Raw genomic sequence first — 18,103 nt, forward strand, 5'->3', positions numbered from 1 at the left:
CAATCCCCTCACCGCCCGAGTGCTCGTGAACCGCACGTGGATGTGGCTGCATGGTGAAGGCCTGGTGCGCACGGTGGACAACTTCGGCACCACGGGTGAGAAGCCCACGCACCCCGAGCTGCTCGACGCGCTGGCGGTCGAGTTCATGGAGGATGGCTGGAGCTTGAAGCGACTGGTGAAACGGCTTGTGATGGGCCGCACCTACCGCATGGCCTCGACCGGCCCAGACGCCAGTCTTCAGGCCGATCCCGACAATCGCCACTGGTGGCGACAGAATCGCCGTCGCATGGACGCGGAGTCTATTCGCGACTCCATCCTGGTGATGAGCGGTCAACTGGACCCCAAGGTGGGAGGCCCAAACGTCAAGGCAGACGCCATCGACTCCAACTCCGGGGCCGCGCAGAACCTGGAGTACAACTACGTCTTCACCGACGTGCGCCGCAGCGTGTACACCCCGGCCTTTCGCAACAAGCGACTGGAGCTCTTTGAGACCTTCGACTTTGCGGATATCAACCAGCCCATTGGCCGCCGCAGCAGCAGCACGGTGGCCCCGCAGGCGCTCTATTTCCTGAACCACCCCTTCATGCTGGAGCAGTCCCGGCTGGCAGCGCAGCGTCTCGTCGCGTCCGACTTGGGTGACGAGGCCTTGGTCCGGCAGGCTTACCGGGAGATTCTGGGCCGATCACCTGGTCCGCGTGAACTGCGCCTGGCGCTCGATTTCGTCACGGTCTCCGCCTCCGAACAGGACGCCGAGGCCCGCCGACTCGACAACTGGTCCCTTCTGATCCAGACGCTCTTCGCCTCTGTGGACTTCCGCTACCTCAACTGACGCCTTCAGCCCCTCTCCCACCATGCTTGACCGCCGCCACTTCCTCCAGACCACCGCCTGTGGTTTCGGCTCCCTGGCTCTCGCCGCCATGGCCCAGGGCGCCCCCAATCCCCTCGCCGCCCGGCACACCCACTTCCCACCCAAGGCGAAACGGGTCATCTTCCTGTTCATGGCAGGCGGCGTGAGCCATGTGGACTCCTTCGACTACAAGCCCCGGCTTATCCGCGACAACGGGAAGATGATGGAGTTCGAGGATCAACGCGCCATCGCCAAAACCGGCATGGGCGCCGCCCAGCGCATCATGCAGCCGCTCTGGGAGTTCAAGCAGCAGGGCGAGTCCGGACGCTGGGCTTCCAGCCTCTTCCCCCACATGTCCCAGAAGGTGGATGAGATGTGCTTTGTGCACTCCATGCACACGGAGGGCGTGGCCCACGGGCCGGCCACGTTGTTTCTCCACACCGGCACCACCAACTTCATTCGCCCCAGCATGGGCTCATGGATCAGCTACGGGCTGGGCACGGAGAATGAAAACCTGCCCTCATTCGTCAGCATCAGTCCCAGTCTGAGCAACGGCGGCCCGCGCAACTACGGCACCGCCTTCCTCCCCGCCGTGCACCAGGGCACGACGTTAGGCCGCGCCGGGCTACCCGCGCGGGAGGCCACCATCCGGAACCTGCGCAATCCGCTCCTCACGCCGGAGCAACAGGGGCGGCAGTTCGACCTGCTGCGATCCCTCAATGATGAGCAGATGCGCCGTGCATCATCCTTGGCCCAGGGGCAGGCGGACGCCGAGCTCGATGCGGTGATCAACTCCTATGAACTCGCCTGGCGGCTCCAGACGAACGCGCCCGACACGCTCGACGTGACCAACGAGTCCCCCGCCACCTTGGACCTGTACGGGATCAACGAAAAGGCCAGCGAGAACTTTGGCCGTCAGTGTCTGATGGCCCGCAAGCTCGCCGAGTCCGGCGTGCGCTACATCCAGGTGAACTACACGGACAACTCCAACAATCCCGCCTGGGACCAGCATTCCAACCTGCCCAAGCACGCCGACCATGCCGCTGCGGTGGACAAGCCAATCGCCGGTCTCCTGGCAGATCTGAAACAGCGCGGGCTCCTGGAAGACACCCTCGTCTGGTGGGGTGGAGAGTTTGGCCGTACCCCATATGCCGAGCGAAATGGGACCGGTCGCGATCACAACCCCGTGGGCTTCACCCAATGGCTGGCTGGCGCAGGGGTGAAAGCCGGCTACGCCCACGGTGCCACCGATGACTTCGGCCACTTCGCCGTGCAGGACAAGGTGCACATGCACGACATGCACGCCACCATCCTGCACCTGCTGGGACTGGATCACGAGAAGCTCACGTTTAGGTATGCGGGAAGAGACTTCCGGCTCACGGACGTGCACGGGCACGTGGTGAAGGAGTTGTTGACCTGAGGGTCGGTGATTTAGTGATTCAGTAATTCAGTAAACCGGTAACTCAGCAGGCCAGTGAGTCGGTGGATCGCGCTTGGGACGGGAAACGCGTTAGGAAAAACTTCGGCCGCCTGAAGATACTCCAACCCTCTCCGCTCCATCGGCAGGGTTGGAGTTCCGCGTTTACGCGGTCAGGACGCGCCACCCCTGACGAACCAGACGGTCAGCACGAACAATGGCATTTGAACGTCACCCCCTCCGCTCCCAACCCGGCTGGGGACAGCCGGACTACACCCTCCCTTCCGCAGCAGGGTTGGAGTACCGCATTTATGCGGCTCAGGACGCGCTGCCCCTGACGTGGCATGCGGTAACACCGTCTATCAGCGATCAAACATCTCCCCACTCCGCTCTCACGCGGGGCTGGGAACCCCCGCCTCCTTTACTCCCGAGCACACTGCCCCACGGATCTACTGAATTACTGAGCTACTGAATCACCGATTTACTGAACTCAGTACGTCATCAAAATCCGCCGCCATCTTCTCCGCGCTAAACCGCGCCCGCGTATTCTCCCTCCCCTTCCGGCTCAACGCCGTGCGGTGCTCGTGATCCACCAGCACTTTTTCCAGCGTCTGGCTGAGGCTCTTCACGTCATCTGGATCGCACAACTCGCCACCTTGGGTAATATCCAACAACTCCGGGAAAGCACCATGACGGGGCTGGACGACGGGCAGACCTGCGGCCTGGGCCTCCACCACATACAGCCCGAAGGCTTCGCCGTAGGTGGCGGGCACGGAAAAGACAGTGACCTCGTGTAGGAACTTAGTCTTCTCCTCGAAACTCACATTGGGCTCCCAAGTCACGCGATCCGCCAGACCGGCGGCAGCGAGCTTGGATTGCAGCCCTTCAATGTACTTGTCGTCCGCAGGGGTCTTGGCTCCGGCGATACGCAGCTTCACGCCGGGTACGCTGCCGCGTCGGGCGAGTTCGATGAAAGCGTCAACCAAGGTCGTCAGCCCCTTGCCATGGATCATGCGGGCCAGGTAACCGATGGTGGGAACCTCCGGTTCGCGACGGTCATGCGACCAGCCCTCATAGTTCAGGCCGTTGTACACCACACTCACCCGCTCCGCAGGAACCGCAAGACGTTGCGCCATGACCCTGGCGTAGAAGTCACTGGGGGAAATGAAGCGAGCCACGGACTGGGCGTTCTTCTGCATGAGATCCCAAGCCTGCGTGCGATAGGGCTCAGTGAGCGTGTCCAGAAACGAATCCTCCCCCTGAAGGGAGACCACCACGGGCGCTTTGACCCGACGGACCAGCGCAGGGGCCAATCCGATGAGCAGCGAGTTGGACAAGGAAATCACGTCGGGCTTGCCCTCAGTCTCCAGCCACTGGATGAGGCGATCCCACTCTGACCACTGACGCCCCTCCTCCCCCAGCAGGCTGCCCACGGTCATCTCCCCCAAGTCGCGGGCACTGGTCATGCCCATGAACCGCGAAGCCCAGCGCAGCAGATTCTCGCCATCCAGCCAGGTGCGCAGGAAACGCGGCAGGAACCGAAAGCCGGGCAGGCGCTGCTGCAGGTACAAGGAAACTCCCCCCACTTTCACTGACTGCTCAGGGTTCGCCTCGTCTGCATCCGTCATCAGGGGGAGGTAGAGCGGGATGATCATCGCATCGTGCCCCCGGGCTCGCAGCGCCTTGATGAGGGCGTTGTCCCGCAGACAGCTTCCGCAGTGAAAGGAACCGGTGCCAGGCGTGAGGTGAATGATGCGCATCGGGCAAGAGCAGGCGGGAGAAAGCGGTGATGAAGGAGGGCGGGCAGTGAGGTCAGGGAAATACGTGCGCGAACGCGCATCCCTTCCGTGGTTCTTACGTCCCACAGCATCGAAATTGTCGCGCCTCAGACAAACAAAAAGCCGGAAACCTTACGGTATCCGGCTTTGAGAAATGTCTTGGAGACGTCCTGCCAAATTAGCTCGCGGCGCTGGTGCGCTCGCTGGCACGCTCTTTCACCGTCACAGCTTCCTTGCCGAGGCGGCCACGGAGGTAGTGAAGACGGGCGCGACGCACCTTGCCCTGACGGACGATTTCGATCTTGGCGATCTTGGGGGTGTGAAGGGGGAACACGCGTTCGACGCCTTCACCGTTGGAGATTTTGCGAACCGTGAAAGCCTTGTTGAGACCGCGACCTTTACGGGCGATGACAATGCCAGCGAAAATCTGGATACGCTCTTTCTCGCCCTCAATAACGCGGGTATGGACTTTGACACTGTCACCCACATTGAATGCGGGGAGGGTCGACTTCAGTTGTTCTTGTTCGATCTTGGCGATAATGCTCATGACGGGGTCTCCTGCGATGAGGGTGGCCGCTTCACAGCGGCGGGAAAGGGCGCATAGACTGCCAGCATTCCTATTCCGTGCAAGTCTTTTGTTTCGGAAATCCGAAGGAGCGAAGCTGAAATTCCAGAGTCGCCGATGTCCCGCAATCCCTGATAATTTTGCAATCTTTACACCATATGAACCCACTCGCAAGACACGCCCCGAAAATTCTTAAATAAACCCCCGCGAAACGCGACCCGCGACGCCATTGACGCAAAACACACGGCCGCCAGGACACCATTCTAAAAAATTCCCTTTCCCGTCACTTCCTGCCTGACGCTCGAATCTTGGCGATTTCTGCTTTGATCTGCTCAATCCGGTTCTTGGAGCTGGGATGGGTGCTCAGAAACTCGGGCGGCCCGCCCCCTCCCCCGCTGGCCTGCTTGAGGATCTCCATCACCTTGATAAGGGCCTCTGGATTGTAGCCAGCCTCATAGAGGAACTTCACGCCCAGCCGGTCGGACTCCAGTTCATCATCGCGACCGTACTTGGTGTTCACCACCTGGTTCACCAGTTGGGCGAGTTGCGCATTGGTGTTGCTGGAGCCGTCACTGGAGGCCACGACAAACGCCGTGGTGAGGCCCCCCACCAGCTCGGACTTGGCGATCTGCTCGGAGCTGTGCCGACCGACCACGTGACCGATCTCATGCCCCAGCACCCCGGCCAGTTCATCCTCCGTCTTGAGCAGGCGGAACAGCGCCTCCGTGATGAAGATCTGCCCACCCGGCAGGGCGAAGGCATTCACCGTGTTGCGATCCGCCAGGAGGTGGAACTCAAACTTGTAGGCTGTCTCATCAGCATCCGTGTCCTTCACCAGCTTCTGTCCGACCCGATTGACGAACTCCCTGGCCTGCTCATCGCTGGAAACCCCGCCGTGCATGGCAGCCATCTTTTGCCGGGAGGCCAGACCGAGCTGGATCTCCTGCTGGGGATTCAGTTTCAGCCGCTGGGTGCGACCCGTGAAGTTGTTCGTCTCCGAGCTGGTGCTGCTAAAGTAGCTGAAGAGGGCAAAGGCTGCGATGGCGAGGCCGATGGCCACCCGCATGCCGCACCCGGACATCTGCGGTCGGCGTCCCCCGCTGTATCCGGTCTCGTACGCACTGTGCACGGTGGGGGCCATCAACTGGTCCAGGAAGCTCCGGATTTTCATGAGGATGTGGTTGGTATGTTTATCTTTGTATCGCGTTTGGTGTGACAAGCCAAGCTACAAACTTTCCCTGAGCCTCTGGCAGATGGTAGGTCTTGCTTTTCCCCCGGCCTGATTACCTTCGCATATGGTCACTCCCAACATTCGCAGCCTCCTCGCTTCCAAGGAACCGGTTCAGGACGTAACGGTGCAAGGCTGGGTGCGAACCCGGCGGGACTCAAAGGCCTGCACCTTCATCGAACTCAACGACGGCTCCTGCCTGCGGGGCCTGCAGGTCGTGGCGGACAACGCGCTGGCCTGCGCAGAACTTTACCCAAAGATCCTCACAGGTGCCTCCGTCCGCGTCACGGGGGATCTGGTGGCATCGCCAGGCGGGAAGCAGGCCTTTGAGGTGCTGGCCAAGAACGTGGAGATCGTGGGCGAGTCCGATGGCACGTATGTCCTCCAGAAAAAGGGCCACACGCCGGAGTTCCTCCGCTCCATCTCGCATCTCCGCCCGCGCACGAACCTCCTTGGCAGTGTCTTTCGCGTGCGCAGCCGCATGGCCTTTGCCATCCACAAGTTCTTCCAGGAGCAGGACTTCTTCTACGTGCACACGCCCATCATCACCAGCAGCGACTGTGAAGGCGCGGGTGAGATGTTCCGCGTGACCACACTCCCCCAAGGCAGCGCGGCCAAGCCGGAGGAGGACTTCTTTGGCAAGCCCACCTTCCTCACCGTGAGCGGCCAGCTTCAGGGCGAGGTGTTCGCCTGTGCCTTGAGCAAGATTTACACGTTCGGCCCCACCTTCCGGGCGGAGAATTCCAACACCGCACGTCATGCCGCAGAGTTCTGGATGATCGAGCCAGAGATGGCCTTCTATGATCTGGAGGCCGACATGGGCCTGGCCGAAGCAAATGTGAAATACCTGCTGAAGGCGTTGTTCGAAACCTGCGGCGAGGAGCTGGAATTCTTCAACAAGTTCGTGGACACCGGCCTCATCGCCCGTCTGCAGCACACTTTGGACAAGCCCTTCCAACGCGTCAGCTACACGGATGCGGTGGACCTTCTGATCAAGTCGGGGCGCAAGTTCGAGTACCCGGTGGAATGGGGTCAAAATCTCCAGTCCGAGCATGAACGCTTTCTCGCCGAGGAGCATTTCCAGAGCCCGGTCACGGTCTTCAACTACCCCCGCAGCTTGAAGCCCTTCTACATGCGACAGAACGACGATGGCCGGACTGTTGCCGCCATGGACGTGCTGGTTCCCGGCATTGGCGAGATCATCGGCGGCAGCCAGCGCGAGGAGCGACTGGATCTGCTTGAGCAGGCGATGGCCGCCCATGGTCTGAGTGAGGAGAACTACCGTTGGTATGCTGACCTCCGACGCTTTGGCACCGTACCCCATGCTGGCTTCGGCATGGGTTTTGAGCGTTTCCTCATGTTCGCCACCGGCGTAAGCAACATCCGCGACGTCATTCCCTTTGCCCGGACCCCTGGGCACGCTGAGTTCTGATTCGATTTCCCCCAGACTGATTGATTTGATGCCTGCCTTGTCTTTTCGCTCCTCCCTCCCTGCTCTTCTGGCGGTTCCCGCCGCTCTGGTTCTCACCCTGGCTGGCTCCCCGGCGCGTGCCGCCGAGCCCCTGGACGTGACCCTGGTGGCGAATGTGACCCAGGTGAAACCCGGCGTCCCCTTCTACGCAGGGCTGCACCTGGTGCATCGCGAGGGCTACCACACCTATTGGAAGTTCCCCGGCATCGTCGGTGTGCCCACCAGCATGGACTGGACGCTCCCTCCCGGCTGGAAGGCAGACGACATCACCTGGCCAGAGCCGAAGCAGGTCCACATGTTTCAGATCCGGGCTCAAGGGTACCACGGGGACATGCTCCTCCCCGTCCGCCTGACCCCACCCAGTGATTTGGCAGCTGGTACGAAGGTCACCTTGAAAGGCAAGACCTCCTGGATGTGCTGCGGTCGGGACTGCAATCCTGGGTTCAATGAATTGACACTGGACCTGCCTGTCGCGGCAGCGGACGCAGCTCCGGAGACCTTGGTGAATACGAAGTGGCAGGAGCGCTTTGATGCCACCCTGGCCTCCAGCCCCAAGCCGCTCAAGGGTTGGACGGTGCTGGCGAGCCGGGATGAAAAGCATGTCACCGTCACCCTGACCCCTAATAGCGAAGGCATGCCCAAAGGCAAGATTAAGGACGTGCTGTTCTTCACCGACGACGGCCTGGTGAATGCCGACAAAGATCAGGTGCTGGAGCCACTCGCCAACGGAGCCCTGAGGCTCACCCTTGAAGTTTCCCAGTACGCCGAACAACCCTTGGCGAAGCGACTGGTGGGCGTGTTGCAGTCAAAGCAAGGTTGGGATGCAAAAGGCACGAACTCCGTGGCGATCGATGTGCCGTTGATTGTCATCGAACCGGTGGATCCATAGGCGAACACGAATCTCGTGGCTGCACTTGTGAGAGCGGTTGGGCCCAACCGCCGAACGTAGATCAGCCCATCAATCAATCAAACCTTGCCCCCTAGCGAGGGCGAACCCGTCATGCCGAAGGCATCCCAGAAGGTAGCCTGGGACCGGGCGAGTTTGACGAGCCCTGTACCTGGAAATGCCCCATCCTCAATTCTCCGGCTTCAACTGCAGGCTTCCATCGGGCTCCTCGGCCATCGATTTACCGAAAGCATGGATCAGCAGGCAAAAGGCGAGACCTGCCCACCAGACCCAACCGAGGAAATGCGCGGTGGGCTCCAGCTCACCCAACAACACGAGCGAGGCAAGGCCGAAGAAGCTCAACAGCGTCACGCAGGCGAGCCGCTCGTACTGGTCGCGACCCAGCTTCAACCAACGGCTGGGGAGAGCGGCCAGACAGAGGGCCACCATGGTGACGGCTACCAACACGAAAAAGCAAACCACCGGAACATACAGAAACGTGAGGGCAAACCTCAACGTGCTGTCCCCTGCCCACAGGGAGAAATAGTGCTCGATCACCAGGAAGGTCCACAGTGAAACCCCGGCGGCAAACCCGTACACTTCCTTCTCCGGGCGACGCACGCTGGCGGGAATGACCGTGTCGATGGCAGAATCGTGGCTCATACAGCGGGAGGAGCAGTGGGAGTTTTCGCTGCATCCGGTTGGGATGCAAACACATCTTCAAAGACAAACCATTGATACCAGTACTGCTCGATCACGGAGCGCAGCACTTGGTTCCACTGGCTCGCGGCCTTCATCTGAGATTCGTTTCTGTCCAGGCCCGCGGTCGCCACACCAAAGGAGGGCTCCGCATGCACCCGGTAGCGCCGATACCCCATACGGATGATAAAAACGGGGTGGATCGTGGTACGAGCCACGGTGGCTAGAATGAATGGACCGCGGGGAATATTCCACTCCACGCCGGGCTTGAAGTCTAGACGCATGGGCGAGACATCGAAGAGCACACGATCGCCCTGAATGGCGACGATGCCGCCCTCGCCAATGGCTCGAGCGAGCTCTACCCCGAGCATGCTGCCAGGCTCGTTGTAGTGCACGACGAAGTCTTCTGACTCTTGCCGCTCTCTCTTGTTTTTCTGGAATTCCTGACTCTCCCGCATGCGCTCAGGAGCGCGCACCATGTGGATGGGACACTTGAACCGATTGGCGAACATGGGTGCCGCCACATCGTAGCTGCCCATGTGAGCCGTCATCAGCACAGCACCGTCTTCCTTGGCCTGAAGCTTGAGCAGGTCCGGCATGCCAGAGACCTCCCAAGTGATGATGTCATCCCCGTTTCTCACATGGGCCAGATCCGTCATGGTCCAGGCGAAATTCCAGAACACACGAAACGCCCGGAACTGGTTGCCCAGCAGGGAAGTTCCGGGCAGGACGAAGGTCAAGTTCCGCGCCACCGCATTTCGGGCGGTGCCACACAGCGCCCAGAAGATAAAGGTGAATCCCGCCATGAAGACCGGCTCCATGAACCAGGGGCAGTGCCGGGCCCCCCAGTGCAGGTAGCGCATCCAGATATCCCCATAGACAGAAAAACGACGCAACCAGCTTAACATGTGCTCGGTGGAAAATGGGAACAGAGATGGAGATACAGCATCGGCAGGGCACTGAGAAAAGCCGATTTCGCGCATCATTCAACCACTGCTTGTGAATGAGGGCGGCACTGTGACAGCCCAAACCCGAAATTTCCGTCAAAACGCAAAACCGAAGGTGATATGCAACGCCCCCATGTCCTCCCCCTCCCTGCGGTCAGGATTGAAGCCGTAGTCCACCCGGAGCGGACCGATGGGAAGCTTGTATCGGATCCCCAGGCCGATGGCATAGCGCAGGTCTGAAGGAGAGGCGAAGACGTTGTCCTCCTCCCGGCTGACCGTGCCGGCATCGCCAAAGAGGGCCAGTTCCAGATTGGGCCGGATCTCGTAGGACAGCTCCACGCTGAAGACATGGGTGGCGGTGCCGCCCAGAGGCGTGCCTGACTTGGACTTGGGTCCCATCTCGCGCTCCGCGAAGCTGCGGACCGAGGTGGCCCCGCCGTTGAAGAGGCGCAGGTCGATGGGCAACTCGTCCACGCCGCCGCTGATCTGCACCGCCCTCGCCCGGGCTGCGGCCGCGATGCGGAGCTTCTTGGTAAGCGGTTGATACACGGCCAGGGAGATCTCGCTCTTGAGAAACTGCACGTCCCCTCCAGATGTCGTCACTCCCGCACTGGCCATCCATCCGTCTGTCGGCACCACCGGACTGTTCCGGTAGTCAAACACCAACGCCATCCCCACGGACCCCAGATTGTACTCATCCGGCCCCAGTTCCTCTGGCGTCAGCTCTGTGGACTCCGTGCTGTTTGCCGAGACCTGGCCGAAGAGGCTGGCGGTGATGTGCTTGTTCCAGCGACGCTCCAGGGCCAGCTTGCCAAAATAGGACTGCCGGTCGTAGTCAAAGATGGAGAAGGTCTCCGCCCCCACCTCGGCCGCCAGACTGTAGCGGGATCCAAAGAGGGCTGGATCAAGCAGTTTCAACGAACCGTTGATGCCCCGCCCGGTGTACTCCGCCTTCGCACTGGCGGTGTTCCCGCTGTCCATGAAGTTCACCTGCCGCACCTCGGCACCGATGATGGGTCCCTGGAAGGTCTCGTAGCCGCCATAGAATCCCACCGTGGTGCGCATGCCCTCCTCCCCCTTCACCTGTAGCACGAGGGTGCCTCCGGGTTGGGCCACGGGTTCCAGCTCCATCCGGGCAAACACCCCCGTATCCAGCAGACGACGGTTCATGATCTCCAGTTCCGAGGGCGAGTACGTGGTACCCACGGCAGGCTTGAAGCTGGCCTTGATGAGTCGCTGGGCTCCTGCGGAGAACTTGGGGTCGATCTCCACTGCGCTGATCTCGTACACGGGGCCGGCCTGGATCTGGTACAAGACCGGAACCGTGCCCGAGGCATTGGCAGCCGGATTGGCCACGGCGTTGACGACGGCGGCAAAGTGGCCGCGCATTTGATAAACGCTGGCGATCTTCGCACGGGCGGTCTCCACTTTTACCTCACTGAACGGTTGCCCGGAGAACTCCGACACGGCCTCCTGCACCTCCTTGTCCCGCCCCAGCAGATCACCGGTGAACTGCACGCTGCCGAAGAGATACTTCCGGCCCTCTGTGATCTTCACCAGGACGCCCACCTGCATGGTAGCCTTGTTGTAGTCGAACACCGGCTCCGCCACCGCGGCCTCCAGATACCCTTGAGCCTGGAAATAGCGCTGCACCAACTGGGCACCCGCCTTGATGTCGGCCTCCACAAAGACCGGGCTGGCACTGCTGCCGCCCAGCTTGTCATGCGTAGGCCGCAAGAGATACCGCGTGAGCTGGACCTCCTCCTGGCTGGTATTTCCCTCGTACCGGATGGCTCCCACCTTGAAGACATCCCCCTCGGTCACCGCCAGCAGGGCCGCCCCACCCTGGATCTCCCAGTTCACCACCGCGTCCGGATAGCCCAGATCCAGATAGCGCTGCCGGACAAAGAAGGCCAGGTCATCCGCCAGCGGCGCACTCATCTCCTTGTCCTCCGTGAGCTGGATCTGCTCCTGCACCACCGCCTTCACATCATCCGCCGCCCCCTTGCCCACGCCCGTCAGCTCCACACGCAGCCCCTGGGTCTCGATCACAAACGCCTGCCCATGCGCCAGCCCGGCCATGGCCAATGCCACCACCAATACCAGCAGACATGGAGGAAGTAATTTCATCTTATCCTGATCAATCTTAATACTCAGTGCTCTGTGCTCTCTGTGCTCTCTGTGTCTCTGTGGTTAAATCTCATCCCGCCCGCCCTCGACTACCTGAACCTCACCAGATAGTGCAACAGCCCGCGGAAGGTCCCCCGCTCGCTCACCTCACCGATGGCCTGGAGCCGGGGATTGATCTCATAAGTGGCCGTCACCGCGCGCTGGGTGTTCCCCGTGCTCAGGGGGGAGAAACTGAAGCTTAGCTTGGGCGGCTCTTCGTCGATGCGCCGCGGGGCCGCCTTGCGGAAGAGCTTGCGGTACGTCTGACTCAGCAGAAGGAACGCGGCTCGGTTGGCCGCCACGCCCTCGGACGAGGTAAGGTCACCGGCCGTGGACCCGGTAGCCAGGAGCGTGGCAATCTCTCCCTCTGAAAGAGGCGGGTTCGAGGTAAATCTCACCTTGGGTTTCAACGCCGGGCCATAGGCAAAAACGTTCACGACATAGTTTCCCACGACCGAGTCCCCCTGGAGGTCCAGCTCCGGGTCCAGCGGGCGCTCCTTGGTAAAGAGGATGTTCCCCCGGGTGATGTTCAGGCGGCTGAAGGGAAGCTGCACCCTGGCATTGTCCAGCGTGGAGCGGCCTGTCACTTCTGGGCTGCCCCCGGTGCCTCCGACGTGCAGGTCCACCACGACGGCGCCGTTGAGCACATTGCCCAGAAGGCGAACGGGATCACGAGTCACCACCTTCACGTCCAGCTTCCATTTATCAAACGGCGGTGGCGCAGCCGGTTTACCGGTGCTCCGCTTCACGGGCGGAGGTGGCGGAGGCAATTGCTCTGGCAGGGACAGCGGCAGGAACTCGATCTCTTTGAAGACGCGTCCTCGCACCAGCTCTACGCGACCGGAGACGGATGCGCCATCCAGCGGGCCTCGGATGGCCAGATTGCCATCGGCCCGCAGGCTCATCGTGTCATCCCGCAGGATGAGTGCCTGCCGCGCCACCACGTTGACGTTGATGTCCGGCTTGGCGAGGTCTTCCACATTCACCCCACCCGAGGCACGGATCTCGCCCCCAGCCAGGATTGCCGAAGCGTCCTCGATGGTGATCTTCTTCTCCACGAAGGAGAGATTGGTCCGCACATCCCGCACACTCATCTGGCCCTTGGCGAGCTCAGCGGAGGGCACGTTCAGACGCAGCCTGCCCCGCCAGCTGGGCCGACGCAGCGGCCCCTCCAGTTTCACCTCCGCCCCCACCGTCCCCTGCACCCGCTCCATGGTGGGCACCAGACGGGCGACAAAGCCCAGGTCGGACTCCGGCAGGCTCAGCTCTGCCTGCAAAGGGGCGTCCTGCAGGGTGGCGGGATCAGCCAGCACCTTCTCCACCTCCAGCGGCAGCGCGGCCTTGATGACCATGGGCTTCAGCGGGCTTTGCACCACCTCCGCTTCCACGCTCAGCCTGCCCGGCACCAGCTTCCCTTGCAGACGCACGCTGGCGGGCTCCAGCTTGCCCTTCAACGCCGCAGAGGCCAGATCGCTGACCTTCACATCCACATCCCCCGTCAGCTCCGCCAGGAGCCCCTGCAACTGCACCTTCCCCGCCACGGTGCCGCTGACTGGAGGCGACTTCCGCCCCAGGGCCGCGAAAAGCTCCTCGAACTTCAGGTCCTTCATCTCCAAGGCGACCTCCACGGGACGGGTGCGGTCCACGGGGATCTTAGGCCGCGGCTGCGCCCCCAGCGCGAGCGGGATGGTAACCTTCCCGGATGCCAGGGCAACCGCACCCGACTTCACAGAGAGTCCGGTGAGCTTCAGATCGGTGTCCGAGACCGAACCCGCCGCCTCCAGCCGAAACTTCCCAAACTGGGCAAAGAGACGGGTGAGCTCCGCCGTGCGCCCCTCATGCCGGGTCTTCAGGTCCAGATCGTAGTGGTTGGGATTGCCCGCGAGGGCGAAGTCCTTGACCCGCACCACGCCGTTGCCCTTCACCTCCAGAGGCTTCAGTTTCCCAGAACCCGACCAGTCGAGCACCACCGACCCGCTGTTGATGGTCGGCCCCTTGAACAGCTCCAGCCAGCCGGAAAGTCCAGGCAGATCCGTCAGCCCCCCTTTCAGATCAGCGGTGAACGCATTCGGCTGGGCCAGCTCCATGGAGGCCACGCCGTGGACCTGGTTCTTTTCATCGAACCGGATGTCCAGCTTCTTCGCCGAGACCTTGCCCTGCTGCACCTCCAGATCCAGGCCGGCGTCTGCCAGCACGGCGTTGAGCCACTGAACCTCCTTCAGATTCAGCGTTGCCACCGCCGCCACCCGACTGTGGTCACGCGCTTTCAGATCCGAGAGGTTGACACTCGCCCTCCCTTCCGTCACCAGCGCCCCGGCTTGAGGGGGAGGCAGACTTTCCACCGACTCCGTCTGGATCCAGCTGGTGAGCGCAGAGATCTGGGCAAACTCCGCCTTCCAGGCCACATTCGCGGGACGAGGCTCATCCAGGCTCATGTCTCCGGTGAGATGCAACGTGTTCTGGCCGTCAAACGCGAGGTCCAATGCCCGGATCTGCACCTTGTTTTCCTTGAATTCAAAGTTCACCTCCCCCTTCTCCAGAGAGCCTTGATTCCACTTCAGATCGGTGAGCCCCACAACCCCCGTGGCCTGAATCCGGCGGAAGTTCTTCTCCCGCAGATCAGCGATGTCGAAGCGGACATCCGCCGTCCCATCCAGCACCCCAGAGGCGGGAGGGTAGATGTTCAGCCACTGCTTGAGGTCAGAGAGAGTGTTGAGATCTTCACCACGTAGGGTGACCTTCAGCGCCGCCTGTTGACGCCCCTCCAGATTCACCTGCCCGACCACCACCGCGCTCGTCTGGTCATTCAGATTGGCGCGTATTTCATGAACCGTGACCACCTTGGCATCCGTGGCGATGTTGACCTGAAAGTCGCTGAAGGCGTACTGCGAGATCGTGAGATCCCTGCTGCCCAGCTTGAGATCCGCTCCGGCCAGGAGGGCATCTTTGACCGAGACGGTGCCACCGCCTTTGACGCCCCCGGTTAATATCGCGCGACCGGGCATGAGTTCCTCCAGCGCGGGCGCATCCAGCTCAAACTTGACCGTGGCAGGACTCCTGGCCGTTTCACGCCAGGAGGGCGGCAGGTCAGTCTGCCCCGTGAGTTTGACGTTGTTCCGCCCTGCCTTAATGATGGCATCATGAAGCTCGAGCCTCCCGGAGTTGATGGTGAGACGCGTGTTGAGATCATCCACCTTGAAGCCATTCTGCCCGGTGATGAAGGAGGTGGCATGCAGGGCCAGGTCCGCCGTCAAAGCCTGCGGTTCAGCGGGCGGCCCTGAGACATGCCCGGCCAGCCGATCCACCTGCCAAGTCATCCCTGCGGGCAAGGCGACCCAGCGCCGCAAGTCAACATCGCCGAATTGATCCACCGCCAGTTCCAGATCCAGAGAAAGCTTTTCCTTCCCCACACCCTTCAGGCTCCCGTTCGTCTGCAGGTGACTGGCACCTGAGGTGAGGTCCAGCTCCAGAGGCAGTTCCCCTGCACTGAGTTGTGCCAGATTCACCGCGAGTTTCTTGATCGCCAGATCCGGCATCACCTCCAGATCCTGAAAGCGGATCCAGCGGTCCTGAAGAGCGGTGATGCCTCGCACCTGCTCCAGATGCAGACTCTTCTGGGGGACCACCAATTCCTCGATCCGCAGTTCCCCGGTCTGCCCCTGTTTCAGGACGAGCGTGAGGTTCTTCAGGACGATCTCTCCGTCCTGGGTGATGGCCCGCACGGTGACATTACGCAGGGCCAGATCATCCAGCCAGATATCGGGCAGGCTCTTCTTCTCGGCGGAAGGCTTGGGCTCCAGCCGAGGCTTCTGGTTGCGCAGATCCAGCACCACCACCGCGTCTGAAAGCTCAAAGCGATCCACGAACCGCCCCAGTCCCTGCCTCAGCAACTTCATGAGGCTGTACTCCGCACCCGCATTTTTGAGCTCGATGGACTGGAGCACCCCATCCTTCGGCCCCACGACGCGGACTTTTCCCACCTCAAAACCGGAGATCACAGAGCCGCCAAACTGCCAGTCCAGCTGATAGCCAGCCTTCCCGGCAAAGTGATGTGCCCCCCAGTCCACGCCCCACCTCAGGAGCGGACGGTGAAAGATCACCAACACCAGCACAAGAGCCGCAATGCCCAGCAACACCCGCTTCAGCCAGACCCACCAGCGCGGGCGGGGCGCTTTACGGGGTTGCTTGGCTTCGGCAGAGGCGTTTTCACTCACGGTTGCTTTGATTACGGATCTGACGGGTGGAGTGAGCGCAGCGAACCCTCAAGGTGCCCCTCTGGAATTCTCGACCGAGAACAGCCCACTGCGCAACTCGTGGGATACTCCTTGTCAAAACCGTCACCTGACCCACCTTTCCCTACGACTCCCCTATGGCCCGCTCGGCAGCCTTTCCCCTCCTTCCCTTCTGGCTGTGCCTCCTGGCGCTCTGTCAGATGACCGCCTGTCGCACCGCCGTGCTGCCTGCGAGCAGCCTGGCCAAGGCGGTGCCGGTGGAGCCCTCCGCGCCAACCAGGACGGTGAAGGGCGAGAGCACGCTGACCCAGCACGTGCAGCGGGAGGTGAAGCAACATCCCGGTGAGGCGGGATTCTACGCCATCCGCAGCGGGGTGAATGCCTTGGGGCTGCGCCTTGCCCTCATCGACCGCGCCCGTACCAGCATCGACCTTCAGTATTACATCTGGAAGTCGGACACGGCCGGCCAACTGCTGGAAAGCCGCCTCCTCGCGGCAGCTGACCGGGGTGTGAAGGTGCGTCTGCTGCTGGACGATGTCGGGATCAAGCCCTCCGACTCGTATCTCCGCATCCTGGACTCGCACCCCAACATTGAGGTGCGTGTCTTCAATCCCCTCTCCCTGCGCACGCTGCCCAAGCTGGGCTTTCTGCTGGAGTTCCACCGCGTGAACCGGCGCATGCACAACAAGTCCCTCACCGTGGACGGCCAGCTCACCGTCATTGGCGGACGCAACGTGGGTGACGAGTATTTTGAAGCGCGTCAGGACATGGACCACGATGACCTGGACGTCCTGGTGGTGGGGCCGCCCGTGCCCGAGGTGACCCACTCGTACAATCTCTACTGGAACAGTCCCGCGGCGGCCCCGGCGGCCCTGCTCACCTGGACCGGCCCGACGTCTGACGATCTGCCACTTTTGAGGAAACAACTGGCCCAGCACGAGGCCCAGATGAAAGGCACCGCTTACTACCGTGCCCTCATGGAGAACCCTTTCCGCGACTGGCCCCGTACTCCGGCCCGCCTCCTGTGGGGACAAGCGCGCGTGTACTGCGACCCGCCGGAGAAGGCAGATGTCTGGGCAGGCCCCAGCACCCCGCATCTGATGCCCCAGCTCATCCCCCTCGCGGACAAGACGCACAAGGAGCTCTTCATCGTCTCCGCCTACTTCATCCCCGGCAAGGACGGCATGAAGTACCTCAAGAAGCTGCGCCAGCGTGGGATCCGGGTAGTGGTGTTCACCAACTCCCTCTCCTCCACCGAGGTCCCGTGGGTTCACTGTGGTTATGCGAAGTATCGCAAGCCCCTGCTGCGCATGGGTGTGGAGCTGCATGAGGCCAAGCCCAACGCCTCCCTCATCTCCCGCTCGCCCACTGGAGCCCGTCGCGCCGGGCTGCGGGGATCCTCCGGTGCCAGCCTTCACGCCAAAACCTTCGTGGCCGACCGCCACCGCGCTTTCATTGGCTCGCTCAACTTCGATCCCCGCTCATTGAACCTCAACACCGAGCTCGGCATGGTGTTTGAGAATCAGGAGCTCGGCACCCGCATGGCCCAGGCCATCGATGAGCATCTCAAAACGGATTCGTACAAGCTGCAATTGGAAGGCAACCGGCTCGTGTGGGTGACGCTGGAGAACGGCAAGGAGGTGCGTTATCTCGACGAACCCGCCACCACCTGGAGCAAGCGGCTGTTTATCCGCACCGTGGCGCTGTTGCCGATTGAAAGTCAGTTGTAGGCCGCGGCATTTTCCCTGCGTCCACGTCTTCTGGCACACCTTCAGGGTGCATTCAATTCATCAGTATCCAGGAGTATCGCTACGCTCAACCCCTGGCTACCATCTGAGATGCCTTCGGCATAGTAACAAGAATA

At 61.7% G+C, this 18,103-nt stretch carries 12 protein-coding genes; 5 read left to right on the top strand and 7 right to left on the bottom strand.

Going from position 1 to position 18,103, the window contains the following annotated elements; translation table 11 throughout:
* Positions 1–829 (top strand): DUF1553 domain-containing protein (locus tag BV106_RS25475; protein ID WP_038169413.1); only part of this gene is annotated, 829 nt, incomplete at its 5' end.
* 22 nt (positions 830–851) lie between these two features.
* Entirely contained in the window at positions 852–2,267 is a 1,416-nt protein-coding gene (locus tag BV106_RS25480) for a DUF1501 domain-containing protein (protein ID WP_038169415.1), read from the top strand.
* A 470-nt stretch (positions 2,268–2,737) separates the two neighbouring features.
* On the opposite strand, the gene BV106_RS25485 is transcribed toward BV106_RS25480, so the two are convergent.
* The 3 genes from BV106_RS25485 to BV106_RS25495 all read right to left on the bottom strand — a co-directional run bounded on the left by BV106_RS25485 (position 2,738) and on the right by BV106_RS25495 (position 5,778).
* Positions 2,738–4,024 (bottom strand): glycosyltransferase family 4 protein, encoded by a 1,287-nt coding sequence (locus BV106_RS25485; protein WP_038169417.1) that lies wholly within the window; start codon positions 4,022–4,024, stop codon positions 2,738–2,740.
* Positions 4,025–4,220: 196 nt separating this feature from the next.
* Positions 4,221–4,589: a 50S ribosomal protein L19 gene (gene rplS, locus BV106_RS25490; protein WP_038169418.1), complete on the bottom strand. Its 369-nt coding sequence runs from the start codon at positions 4,587–4,589 to the stop codon at positions 4,221–4,223.
* Positions 4,590–4,890: 301 nt separating this feature from the next.
* Entirely contained in the window at positions 4,891–5,778 is an 888-nt protein-coding gene (locus tag BV106_RS25495) for a M48 family metalloprotease (RefSeq protein WP_081892265.1), read from the bottom strand.
* A 124-nt stretch (positions 5,779–5,902) separates the two neighbouring features.
* Here BV106_RS25495 and asnS point away from each other — a divergent pair, with 124 nt between their 5' ends.
* Complete coding sequence (asnS, locus tag BV106_RS25500) at positions 5,903–7,267, top strand: asparagine--tRNA ligase (protein WP_038169420.1); 1,365 nt, start codon at positions 5,903–5,905, stop codon at positions 7,265–7,267.
* Between the two features lie 37 nt (positions 7,268–7,304).
* Complete coding sequence (locus BV106_RS25505) at positions 7,305–8,195, top strand: protein-disulfide reductase DsbD domain-containing protein (RefSeq protein WP_265596058.1); 891 nt, start codon at positions 7,305–7,307, stop codon at positions 8,193–8,195.
* A 186-nt stretch (positions 8,196–8,381) separates the two neighbouring features.
* Here the strand turns inward: BV106_RS25505 and BV106_RS25510 are convergent, their stop codons facing one another.
* The 4 genes from BV106_RS25510 to BV106_RS25525 form a co-directional block, all read right to left on the bottom strand.
* Positions 8,382–8,855, bottom strand: a complete 474-nt coding sequence (locus tag BV106_RS25510; RefSeq protein WP_038169422.1) for a hypothetical protein — start codon at positions 8,853–8,855, stop codon at positions 8,382–8,384.
* A complete protein-coding gene (locus tag BV106_RS25515; RefSeq protein ID WP_265596059.1) occupies positions 8,852–9,799 on the bottom strand; it encodes a hypothetical protein in 948 nt (315 codons plus the stop codon). Before BV106_RS25515 ends, BV106_RS25510 begins: the two co-directional genes overlap by 4 nt.
* A gap of 135 nt (positions 9,800–9,934) precedes the next feature.
* Positions 9,935–11,968, bottom strand: coding sequence for a BamA/TamA family outer membrane protein (locus BV106_RS25520; protein ID WP_081892269.1), 2,034 nt, complete (start codon positions 11,966–11,968; stop codon positions 9,935–9,937).
* Between the two features lie 89 nt (positions 11,969–12,057).
* Complete coding sequence (locus tag BV106_RS25525; RefSeq protein ID WP_038169426.1) at positions 12,058–16,221, bottom strand: translocation/assembly module TamB domain-containing protein; 4,164 nt, start codon at positions 16,219–16,221, stop codon at positions 12,058–12,060.
* Between the two features lie 155 nt (positions 16,222–16,376).
* On the opposite strand from BV106_RS25525, the gene BV106_RS25530 reads away from it, so the two are divergent.
* On the top strand, positions 16,377–17,969 hold the full coding sequence (locus BV106_RS25530; protein WP_051946323.1) for a phospholipase D family protein: 1,593 nt from the start codon (positions 16,377–16,379) through the stop codon (positions 17,967–17,969).
* The last annotated feature ends 134 nt before the right edge of the window (positions 17,970–18,103 follow it).

This window comes from Verrucomicrobium sp. BvORR106 (genome assembly GCF_000739655.1).
In the GTDB taxonomy this organism is placed as follows: Bacteria; Verrucomicrobiota; Verrucomicrobiia; order Verrucomicrobiales; family Verrucomicrobiaceae; genus Verrucomicrobium.

What these genes read in the sequence shown, in the direction of transcription:
- BV106_RS25480 (WP_038169415.1), top strand. Translation starts at nt 852, where the DNA reads ATGCTTGACCGCCGCCACTTCCTCCAGACCACCGCCTGTGGTTTCGGC.
- BV106_RS25485 (WP_038169417.1), bottom strand. Translation starts at nt 4,024, where the DNA reads ATGCGCATCATTCACCTCACGCCTGGCACCGGTTCCTTTCACTGCGGA.
- rplS (WP_038169418.1), bottom strand. Translation starts at nt 4,589, where the DNA reads ATGAGCATTATCGCCAAGATCGAACAAGAACAACTGAAGTCGACCCTC.
- BV106_RS25495 (WP_081892265.1), bottom strand. Translation starts at nt 5,778, where the DNA reads ATGAAAATCCGGAGCTTCCTGGACCAGTTGATGGCCCCCACCGTGCAC.
- asnS (WP_038169420.1), top strand. Translation starts at nt 5,903, where the DNA reads ATGGTCACTCCCAACATTCGCAGCCTCCTCGCTTCCAAGGAACCGGTT.
- BV106_RS25510 (WP_038169422.1), bottom strand. Translation starts at nt 8,855, where the DNA reads ATGAGCCACGATTCTGCCATCGACACGGTCATTCCCGCCAGCGTGCGT.
- BV106_RS25515 (WP_265596059.1), bottom strand. Translation starts at nt 9,799, where the DNA reads ATGTTAAGCTGGTTGCGTCGTTTTTCTGTCTATGGGGATATCTGGATG.
- BV106_RS25520 (WP_081892269.1), bottom strand. Translation starts at nt 11,968, where the DNA reads ATGAAATTACTTCCTCCATGTCTGCTGGTATTGGTGGTGGCATTGGCC.
- BV106_RS25530 (WP_051946323.1), top strand. Translation starts at nt 16,377, where the DNA reads ATGGCCCGCTCGGCAGCCTTTCCCCTCCTTCCCTTCTGGCTGTGCCTC.